This is a genomic window from Flavobacterium sp. (assembly GCF_044373165.1).
Lineage (GTDB): Bacteria > Bacteroidota > Bacteroidia > Flavobacteriales > Flavobacteriaceae > Flavobacterium.
This window is the reverse complement of record NZ_JBILQL010000085.1, coordinates 1-9,710: the sequence shown is the minus strand read 5'-3', so window position 1 is coordinate 9,710 and position 9,710 is coordinate 1. Positions and strand designations below refer to the sequence as shown.

General features: G+C 37.2%; 9 protein-coding genes. 5 read left to right on the top strand and 4 right to left on the bottom strand.

From position 1 onward, the window contains the following. The 4 genes from ACIQ32_RS10140 to ACIQ32_RS10125 form a co-directional block, all read right to left on the bottom strand. Positions 1–731, bottom strand: a 731-nt coding sequence (locus ACIQ32_RS10140; protein WP_396195578.1) for a carboxypeptidase-like regulatory domain-containing protein, incomplete at its 3' end; no start/stop codon positions are given. A 284-nt stretch (positions 732–1,015) separates the two neighbouring features. Next, a complete protein-coding gene (gene glmS / locus ACIQ32_RS10135) occupies positions 1,016–2,863 on the bottom strand; it encodes a glutamine--fructose-6-phosphate transaminase (isomerizing) (protein ID WP_396195577.1) in 1,848 nt (615 codons plus the stop codon). A gap of 11 nt (positions 2,864–2,874) precedes the next feature. Next, complete coding sequence (locus ACIQ32_RS10130) at positions 2,875–4,527, bottom strand: DUF4270 domain-containing protein (RefSeq protein ID WP_396195576.1); 1,653 nt, start codon at positions 4,525–4,527, stop codon at positions 2,875–2,877. An 18-nt stretch (positions 4,528–4,545) separates the two neighbouring features. After that, positions 4,546–5,352 (bottom strand): glycogen/starch synthase, encoded by an 807-nt coding sequence (locus ACIQ32_RS10125; protein WP_396195575.1) that lies wholly within the window; start codon positions 5,350–5,352, stop codon positions 4,546–4,548. 105 nt (positions 5,353–5,457) lie between these two features. On the opposite strand from ACIQ32_RS10125, the gene panC reads away from it, so the two are divergent. The 5 genes from panC to ACIQ32_RS10100 form a co-directional block, all read left to right on the top strand. Further along, positions 5,458–6,306 (top strand): pantoate--beta-alanine ligase, encoded by an 849-nt coding sequence (gene panC, locus ACIQ32_RS10120; protein ID WP_396195574.1) that lies wholly within the window; start codon positions 5,458–5,460, stop codon positions 6,304–6,306. 13 nt (positions 6,307–6,319) lie between these two features. Further along, positions 6,320–6,670 (top strand): aspartate 1-decarboxylase, encoded by a 351-nt coding sequence (gene panD / locus ACIQ32_RS10115; RefSeq protein WP_396195573.1) that lies wholly within the window; start codon positions 6,320–6,322, stop codon positions 6,668–6,670. A 4-nt stretch (positions 6,671–6,674) separates the two neighbouring features. Further along, positions 6,675–7,640: a YbhN family protein gene (locus ACIQ32_RS10110; RefSeq protein WP_396195572.1), complete on the top strand. Its 966-nt coding sequence runs from the start codon at positions 6,675–6,677 to the stop codon at positions 7,638–7,640. A 57-nt stretch (positions 7,641–7,697) separates the two neighbouring features. Further along, positions 7,698–8,963 carry an alpha/beta hydrolase-fold protein gene (locus ACIQ32_RS10105; RefSeq protein ID WP_396195571.1) on the top strand — a complete coding sequence of 422 codons (1,266 nt, stop codon included), beginning with the start codon at positions 7,698–7,700 and terminating at the stop codon, positions 8,961–8,963. Further along, on the top strand, positions 8,963–9,710 hold a 748-nt coding region (locus tag ACIQ32_RS10100), incomplete at its 3' end, for an AAA family ATPase (protein WP_396195570.1). The genes ACIQ32_RS10105 and ACIQ32_RS10100, both read left to right, overlap by 1 nt.

The window sequence follows — 9,710 nt, the reverse complement described above, 5'->3', positions numbered from 1 at the left end:
CCATATTTTACATAGGTAGAAATCCCTTGGTATTTGAATGGACTTTTACTGTTCATAAACAAAATACCGTTGAACGCGTTGGCACCATATAATGCTGATGAAGCACCCGGTAAAAGCTCTACGCTGGCCACATCAATATCAGATACTCCAATCAAGTTACCTAACACAAAGTTTAGTAACGGAGAAGAGTTGTCCATACCATCCACCAATTGCATAAAACGGGTATTGGCTACAGTAGCAAAACCACGGGTATTGATGGATTTAAACGACATACTACTAGTATTCATTTGAACTTCTTTCAAGTTCTCTAAACCATCGTAAAAAGAAGGAGAAGCTGTTTTCTTCACATCTTTGATAGTCATTCTCTCGATGGTTACCGGAGATTCTCGGACTTTCTCAGGAGCTCTGGAAGCCGATACTACAATCTCGTCTAATTGGGTTTGTTGTTCCGATAAAGAAACGTTCATTTTTTGGTTATTGGCAGTTACTGATGCAGTAGTTGACCCATAACCTACACTTGAAACTTCGATGTCGAAAGGTGGTTTTTTGGAAGTTGACAAACTAAAATTACCATCTCCATCGGTTACTGTACCTGCACTGTCGCCAACCACTTTTACGTTGGCACCCGGGATTGGTTGGTTTTTACTGTCTTTTACCGAACCGGATATTGAAGTTTGCGCGTAAGTGATACCGCAAAAAAACAATGAAACGATAAATAAATAAATCTTCATTTGGTTTTAAATTTTTTGGTTTAAGTAGCCAATGTACAAATATTTTTTTTTAATTATCAAAAACACCCTAGTGTTTTTGGGAATAATGAATTATTTAGCCTGATTGTCAACAATATGGCAAAATATAATTTTTTACGCTTTTTTTAATGTTTTAGCGGAATTGATAAAAAAAATACTATGCGCACATACAAAACGAAGTGTCTGTTAAATTAATCATAAAACAGGCGCAAAAAAAAAGCGAGAAAAAATCTCGCTTAAATATAATATTTGTAGTACAAAACTTATTATTCTACTGTAACAGATTTTGCCAAATTTCTTGGCTGGTCTACGTTACAACCTCTCATTACTGCTATATGATAAGACAATAATTGTAATGGGATGGTTGTAATTAGTGGAGATAATGCATCTGAAGTCTCCGGAATTTCAATAATGTGATCGGCAAGTTCTTTAACCTGTATGTCTCCTTTAGTGACTACCGCAATAATTTTACCGCTTCTGGATTTAATTTCCTGAATGTTACTCACTACTTTATCATAATGACCTTGTTTAGGCGCAATAACAACCACCGGCATTTGCTCATCGATTAAAGCAATAGGACCGTGTTTCATTTCGGCAGCAGGATACCCTTCTGCATGGATATAGGAGATTTCTTTTAACTTTAATGCGCCTTCCAAAGCTACCGGGAAATTGTAACCTCTACCTAAATAGAGACAATTAGTGGCGTCTTTAAACTTTGCGGCTATGGCTTTCGCTCTTTCATTAGTTTCAAGGGCTTCCTGCACTTTTTCCGGTATCACTTCTAACTCTTGTAAATATCTGTGGAAGTCTGAGTTGGATAGCGTCCCTTTTGCTTTCGCCAAACGCAATGCAATCATGGTCAACACAGTGATTTGAGTAGTAAATGCTTTGGTGGAAGCCACTCCAATTTCTGGTCCGGCGTGAGTATATGCACCGGCATGCGTTTCTCTTGAGATAGATGAACCTACTACATTACAAACCCCGAAAACAAATGCTCCTTTTTCTTTAGCCAACTTGATTGCCGCCAAAGTATCGGCTGTTTCTCCGGATTGCGAAATGGCAATAACCACGTCGTCTTTGTTAATAATAGGATTGCGGTATCTGAACTCGGAAGCATATTCTACCTCAACCGGTATGCGGGCGAACTCTTCAATTATATATTCTGCAACCAGACCTGCGTGCCAAGAAGTACCGCAAGCGATGATTAAAATTCTTTGCGCATGGAGAAATCTCTCGATATTATCTTCCACTCCTGCCATTTGAATGATTCCTTGATTGGCCAATAATCTTCCGCGATAGGTGTCTTTGATTACATTAGGCTGTTCATAGATTTCTTTCAACATGAAATGATCGTAACCTCCTTTTTCAATTTGCTCCAAATTCATTTGCAACTCTTGAACATAAGGATCAACCAAAGTGTCATCTTTAATTTTTCTGATTTTTAAAGGTTTGTGCAATCTTACGATAGCCATTTCCTCATCTTCTAAATAAATAGCATTAGAAGTATATTCGATAAACGGTGAAGCATCTGAGGCAATGAAAAACTCATCCTCACCAACACCAATAGCCAAAGGACTACCTAATCGAGCGACTACTATTTCATCCGGTTTTTCTTTGTCAAAAACACAAATGGCATAAGCACCTATTACTTGGTTCAAAGCTACTTGAACAGCTTTTCCTATTTTGAGATTGTCTTTCTTTTTAACATCTTCGATAAGATTAACTAAAACTTCAGTATCTGTATCCGAAGTAAAAGTATAACCTCTCTTGATCAATTCCTTTTTTAGGGGTTCATAGTTCTCAATTATTCCGTTATGAATAATCACTAAGTTGCCTGAATTGGAAACATGCGGATGCGAATTAACATCATTAGGCACGCCATGTGTAGCCCAACGGGTATGACCCATCCCGATAGTAGCTTTTGAATCTGCCAATGCAGTTGATTTTTCTTCTAAATTAGAAACCTTTCCTTTGGTTTTGGAAATCTCTATATCCTTACCATTGTATAGCATGATTCCTGCACTGTCATAACCTCTGTATTCCAGTCTTTTTAAACCTTTTATTACTATTGGATAAGCTTCTCTATATCCGATGTAGCCAACAATTCCACACATAACTTTACGAATTAATCAGGTTTTGTATAATAAATTTCAAGTTTTAATCTTTTAGCCTCAGGTACTGATGAATGAGATCCGTACAATATGGTTCCCAACGGACTCAGTACTGACATGCTTGGGGCGCTGTTTGTATTCAGATTAGCCGTCTTTAGTTTTGAAAAGCCCACATTATTTATGGATTCCGTTACCGCTAATCCCAATCTTACATTGGTTGAGTCGTTATTAATTAAGTTCCTTACATGATTTGTAATTCTAATTTTATACTTAACACCTCTACCGTTTTGAACATTCTCCCTTTGAATAATCCCATCGTGAACAAATTTATTAAATTTGGGATAAACTGAATTAGATGAAAAATCAAAAGTATAATCAACTAATGGAGTTTTATTGTTTAAATCATACAAGAAAATTCTGTCCGGCTCAAAAATCTTAGTATCCGCCATAGCATCACGGTCTACATAAAATGTTAAGTTTGCTTCGTTAATCATCCATCCGTTAGCTTTTATTGCCTCAACCTCATCGGCGATACCATTATTGTCAGCATCGGGACCGAAAATATCAACGATGGCTATGGCGCCTTGTCCGCCTTTTAGAAAAAGCTTTGAAGCTTCTTGCGTATTGTTGACCGTGTTGATATAATTGGGATTCTCATTACTGTTGTTTAGTAAACTAACCGTATTTCCGGTTAGATTTAACAACAAAGTTTTGTTGACTCTAGTGTAAACCGTTTGCCCGTCCTGGGTGGTTTCTTTGTCTTCATTATAGTAGATGGTTATTTTACCTCCTTTGAAATTTAGCATAGCCATGCTTCCAGGATTTCCTAAGCTTTCGGTTTTAAAATACAAGCCTCTGAAATAGTTTTTAAAAACGGTATTATTGGCTAGTTGGCCTACCGGCGCATTTAAGATTAAATTGTTAAAAACCGATTTATTCAAATGCAAACGCATGGAAGGCGCGCTTCTTGTTTCTACTTCCTCATCGTCATCGTTCAAAGTAACTGTTCTGTGTTCTCTTTTATCAAAAAAGAATTGTTGATTTTGACGACCATCCGCGTTTTGTGGATCAGAGGTAGGTAAATCATTTAACAAAACGGGAACTTTATAACTGTCAATTTCAGCATCTTTATCGTTGTAAAAAAGCTGCTGTTCTCCTAAAGACTGTTCAGGGTCTAAATCTCTTAAGTAAAAGTTTGATTGATAAACGCTCAGTTTGAATTTAGATTCACTTATACCGTAAACGGAATCCAATTGATATGTTCTAACACCGTCTTCATCTGTATCAACTACTTTACTGAAGTAAGGAATATCCAAAATAACACTGTCTATTTCAGTTGGATCAACATCATACTCTTCCGGGTCAACATTGTTAAATTCCGGATCAACTGTACCCAGTTCAACTTGGGTAACAAAATTGGCTTGGGTTGTTCCAAATGCAGGATTTTCATAAAACCCTAAAGGATTAATAGGTAAATTATTAGAAGCAATTGGCCCTAATTTTTGATTGTATGATTTAACTGTGGCGCCAACATAACGCTCAAAACCAAAATGATCATCACCCACTATATCAGCTCCGATTTCATTGAAATCTTTATCACATGAAGTTATTAAAAAAATGGCGATTAGTCCAAATGCAAACTGTTGTAAATATGGTTTTTTAAACATAAAAATGAATAATTTTTTTTAAGAAAGCATTGCTTTGTAAAAGGTTGTGTATGCTTCCGCGAATTTATCTTTCGAGGCGAAAGGTAAAAAAGGTTTCCCTGAAGATTCTATAAATTTTGTTAAACTTGCCGACAGATTTTCTGAAGCTACAATCACGGCATCAGAGTGTTTGACTGCTGCCATTATCAAATGTTCATAATTTGGAATTTCCAATTCCTTAACTGCTTCTTCCGGTATATTGTCAAATTTAATTTTTCCAATCATCTCAGAATCTAAATTCCCATCAAAAGATTGTCCGTAAACAGACGTTACAATTTTAGTTTCAGAAAACAAAGCTTCATCTTTGTAATAATGTTTCATGTAAACCGGCAACAAACTGGCCATCCAACCATGCACGTGTATAATATCGGGAACCCAATTTAATTTTTTAACCGTTTCTACAACCCCTTTGGCGAAGAAAATAGCTCTTTCATCATTGTCGGGATACATCACTCCGTCTTCATCGCTAAAAGTCGCTTTGCGCTTGAAGTACTCATCATTATCAATAAAATAAACCTGGATTCTTTCTTTGGGAATTGACGCTACTTTTATAATCAAAGGCATGTCTAAATCGTTGACCACTAAATTCATTCCGGACAAACGGATTACTTCGTGTAATTGGTGTCTTCTTTCATTGATATTTCCGTATCGCGGCATGAATATTCTTATTTGTCCTCCCTGATCATTAATCATTTTCGGGACGTCATACGACATCAAAGACACCTCATTTTCAGCCAAGTAAGGCACCACTTCAGATGATACATACAATATCCTCTTATCTTCCATAATCTATTTAACTTTATTTATTGGCAATAAAAAACAGGCAAAAGTACAAAAATTTATGCAGTTATTTATGAAAATAGTAAGTTTGCAACTCATTTACAAAAGCCAATGCTCATTTTTAACAATCAAAATGAATTAGTTGCTTATTTAGCTTCCGTTTCTAAAACCGCATCCTCCATTGGTTTTGTGCCCACTATGGGTGCTTTGCACGAAGGTCATTTGTCATTGCTCAAAGAGTCGGAAACCAACAATTCCATAACGGTTATCAGCATTTTTGTCAATCCAACGCAATTCAACAACTCGGAAGATTTAGCCAAATACCCTCGAACCTTGGAGGCCGATGTGGCAAAAATCAAAACCGTTTCTGATGACATTATTGTATATGCACCTAGCGTTGAAGACATTTATCACGGCAATACTATTTCAGAGCCTTTTGATTTTGACGGGCTGGAACATCAAATGGAAGGTCAATTTCGTCCGGGACATTTTAACGGTGTCGGAACCATAGTCAAACGATTGTTTGAGATTGTAAAACCCACCAATGCCTATTTTGGCGAAAAAGATTTTCAACAATTGCAAATCGTTAAAAAAATGACCGAGAAAGAAAAACTTCCGGTTAACATTATTGGTTGCCCTATATTCAGAGAGCCAAATGGTTTGGCCATGAGCTCCCGAAACGAAAGGTTATCGGACACTGAAAGAAAAGAAGCGGCTTTCCTTTATAAAACCCTTCAAATGAGCCAAAAATTATTTGCGACTAAATCGGCTGCCGAAGTCACGCTATGGGTGCAAAAAGCCTTTACCAAACACCCAACATTTGAATTGGAATATTTTCAAATAGCCGACGAAGCCACTTTACTGCCTTGTATTCGCAAAAGTAAAACCAAAAAATACCGCGCTTTCATAGCAGTTTTTGTCAACAATATCCGATTGATTGACACTATTTCACTAAATTAATTACCTTTGCCCCATGCAAATTCAAGTAGTAAAATCAAAAATTCACCGTGTTAAAGTAACGGGTGCCGATTTAAATTATATTGGCAGCATCACTATTGATGAAGCCTTAATGGATGCTTCTAACCTTATTGAAGGTGAAAAAGTGTCTATAGTGAATGTTAATAACGGAGAACGATTCGAAACCTATGTCATCAAAGGCTTGAAAAACTCCGGCGAAATTACCCTAAACGGACCGGCCGCGCGTAAAGTCCACAAAGGCGATATTATCATCATTATGTCGTATGCCATTATGGATTTTGAAAAAGCCAAAACTTTCAAACCTTGGTTGGTTTTCCCCAACGAATTGGATAATTCTTTAACCTAAACTCTTGAAAAAGTTACTCCGTAAATGGCTAACCATACTAATTCCTCTTTTGATAGGAATGGGTATTATTTACTACCAGTATTCAACGCTTAAACCTGAGGAAATTGAAAAAATAAAAATTAGTTTTCAAAAAGCTAATTATTACTACATTCTTTTATCGTTAGTGATTGCTACCATTGGCTATTGGTCGAGAGCCTACCGATGGAAATTTGCCTTAAATCATCTGGGATATCAAACCCAATTTCACAACAATTTCTTTACGGTTTCGGTTTCCTATTTAGTTAATCTTACGGTACCGCGTTCGGGTGAAATTTCCCGTGCCGCCTTGTTAAAAAAATACGAGAATGTCCCTTTCGATAAAGCCTTCGGCACTATCGTTGCCGAGAGAATAGTGGATTTGATCATCTTTTTACTCTTTGTTTTGATAGGTTTTATTTCGCAGTTTGATGCCATATATCAATTTTTATTAAGCAAAAACATATCGTTACAAACCATTATTTATTATGCCCTTTTTGCCGTTTTAATCGGGATTGTTTTTTTGTTGATTTGGATTTATGCCGAATGGAAAATCATTCTCAAACTCAAGAAAAAACTTTCGGGTCTTATTGAAGGCATGACTACTATTTTCAAAATGAAGAAAAAATGGGAATACATCTTTCACTCGTTTTTTATCTGGTTCTCTTATTTGGCGATGTTTTACGCTTCTATTTTTGCACTGCCCGAAACTTCAAACATCAGTTTCGATGTCATCATTATGGGCTTTATTTTTGGAAGTTTGGCCGTAGGTTTTTCCAATGGAGGCTTGGGCGCATATCCGTTTTCTATTGCATTAATATTCTCGCTTTACGGGATTTCCAATGATGTGGGAACAGCTTACGGTTGGTTGGTTTGGACTTCACAAACCGTACTAACCATTTTACTCGGATTGATTTCTTACGTTTTGTTGCCGGTCTTCAATAGCAATAAATAATTTACTATCTTGCTAGTCATTTTAGCATCGATTTCTATTTAACCAAAACCAAAGCTCATGAAACAACTGTTGCTCCTTTTACTGTTTGTTTGCTCTAGTTCGATAGTGGCCCAAAAAACCATCACAGACACCATAACTTCTCAAAAATTAAATGAAGACCGAGAAATAAAGATTGGTTTGCCGCCGTCTTATTCCAAAAATAAGGCGCAAAAATATCCGATATTAATATTAATGGACGGCGATTTTCTTTATGATGCCTTTCAAGGTGCTTTGAGTTATGGTTACTATTGGGATGATTTACCCGAAGTTATAGTGGTGGCCATCAGTCAAAACAAAAACAATGAGCGCGAAGCCGATTGTATGCTTGATGAAACCACAGGATTACCCTTTGAAAAAGGAGAAGCTTTTTTTGAATTTATGGGAATGGAATTGATTCCGATGATTGAAAAAAACTATCGCGTGGCACCATTCCGAATTGCGGCCGGATTAGATACTACGGCCGGATTTTTAAATTGCTATTTGTACAAAGACCAGCCAATATTTAATGCTTTTATTTCGATGAGCCCTGAATTAGGAACGGAAATGGAAGAGCGCATAGTAGAACGCTTAACCGCCATACAACAACCTTTGTTTTACTACCATTGCTCCGCAGATGGCGATGTAAAAAAAATGAGAACACGCATTCAGGCTTTGGATGAGTTGGCCAGTAAAATCAACAACCCGAAAGTGAATTACCGTTATGACGATTTCAAAGGTTCTTCGCACTACTCTTTAGTTTTGCATGCTATTCCGAGTGCTTTGTATCAAATATTCTCGGTTTACCAACCCATTTCCACTATCGAATTTCAAGAGAAAATTGCAGTATTGCCTTCTGGTTATGTAGATTATTTGATTCAGAAATATGATATGTTGGAAAAATCATTCAACCTGAAATTACAAATCAGAATTAATGATTTTAAAGCAATTGAAGCCGCCATCTTAAAAAATAAAGCTTATAACGAATTTGACCAACTATCCCAATTGGCCCGAAAAAATTATCCAAAAACCATGTTGGCCGACTATCACATGGCGCAGATGTACGAGAAAAAAGGTGACAATGCTCGTGCTGTTAAATCCTATTTAGCCGCTTTCCAACAAGCTGAAGTGGGAGATTTAACCAAAGACATGATGATAGAAAGAGCGGATGAATTGAAAAAGTCACTGCCTAAAAAAGGCCAAAAAGGCAAAGAAGTGACGGAAGAAACTCCGACGGAAGAAGTTCCTGTTGAAACGCCAAGCGAAACCCCTACAACAACGCCAACGGAAGAGAAAAAACCAGAATAATGTCTAAACTCAAAACGACTTTCTTTTGTCAAAATTGCGGCACTCAATTCGCCAAATGGCAAGGCCAATGCAATGCCTGCAAAGAATGGAATACTATAGCCGAGGAGATCATTCAAAAGGAAGAAAAAGCAGCTTGGAAACCTACCGCAACCGAAACTAAAAGGGTTTCTAAACCTTTAAAAATAAAAGAAATCGATTCGGCGCAAGAAGTGCGTATGGACACTACCGACACCGAATTGAATCGGGTATTAGGCGGCGGCATCGTTCCGGGTTCGCTCATACTATTGGGCGGTGAACCGGGTATAGGAAAAAGCACACTGTTGCTTCAAATTTCTCTCAAATTACCTTATAAAACTTTGTATGTTTCGGGCGAAGAAAGTCAGAAACAAATCAAAATGCGAGCAGAACGCATTAACCCCAACAGTGAAAATTGTTTGATTTTAACCGAAACCAAAACCCAAAACATCTTCCGACATATTGTAGAAGTAGAACCGGATATCGTAATCATCGATTCGATACAAACCTTACATACAGACTATATTGAATCAACTGCCGGCAGCATTTCTCAGATCAGAGAAACTACGGCCGAGCTGATTAAATTTGCCAAAGAAACCAACATACCGGTGATTTTAATTGGCCACATCACCAAAGACGGCAACATTGCCGGACCGAAAATTTTGGAACACATGGTCGATACCGTTTTGCAATTTGAAGGCGATAGAAATCACGTGTACCGACTCTTGCGTT

Coding starts and splice junctions, on each gene's coding strand:
- ACIQ32_RS10125 (WP_396195575.1), bottom strand. CDS start 5,352: ATGGAAGATAAGAGGATATTGTATGTATCATCTGAAGTGGTGCCTTAC.
- panC (WP_396195574.1), top strand. CDS start 5,458: ATGCTCATTTTTAACAATCAAAATGAATTAGTTGCTTATTTAGCTTCC.
- glmS (WP_396195577.1), bottom strand. CDS start 2,863: ATGTGTGGAATTGTTGGCTACATCGGATATAGAGAAGCTTATCCAATA.
- ACIQ32_RS10130 (WP_396195576.1), bottom strand. CDS start 4,527: ATGTTTAAAAAACCATATTTACAACAGTTTGCATTTGGACTAATCGCC.
- panD (WP_396195573.1), top strand. CDS start 6,320: ATGCAAATTCAAGTAGTAAAATCAAAAATTCACCGTGTTAAAGTAACG.
- ACIQ32_RS10105 (WP_396195571.1), top strand. CDS start 7,698: ATGAAACAACTGTTGCTCCTTTTACTGTTTGTTTGCTCTAGTTCGATA.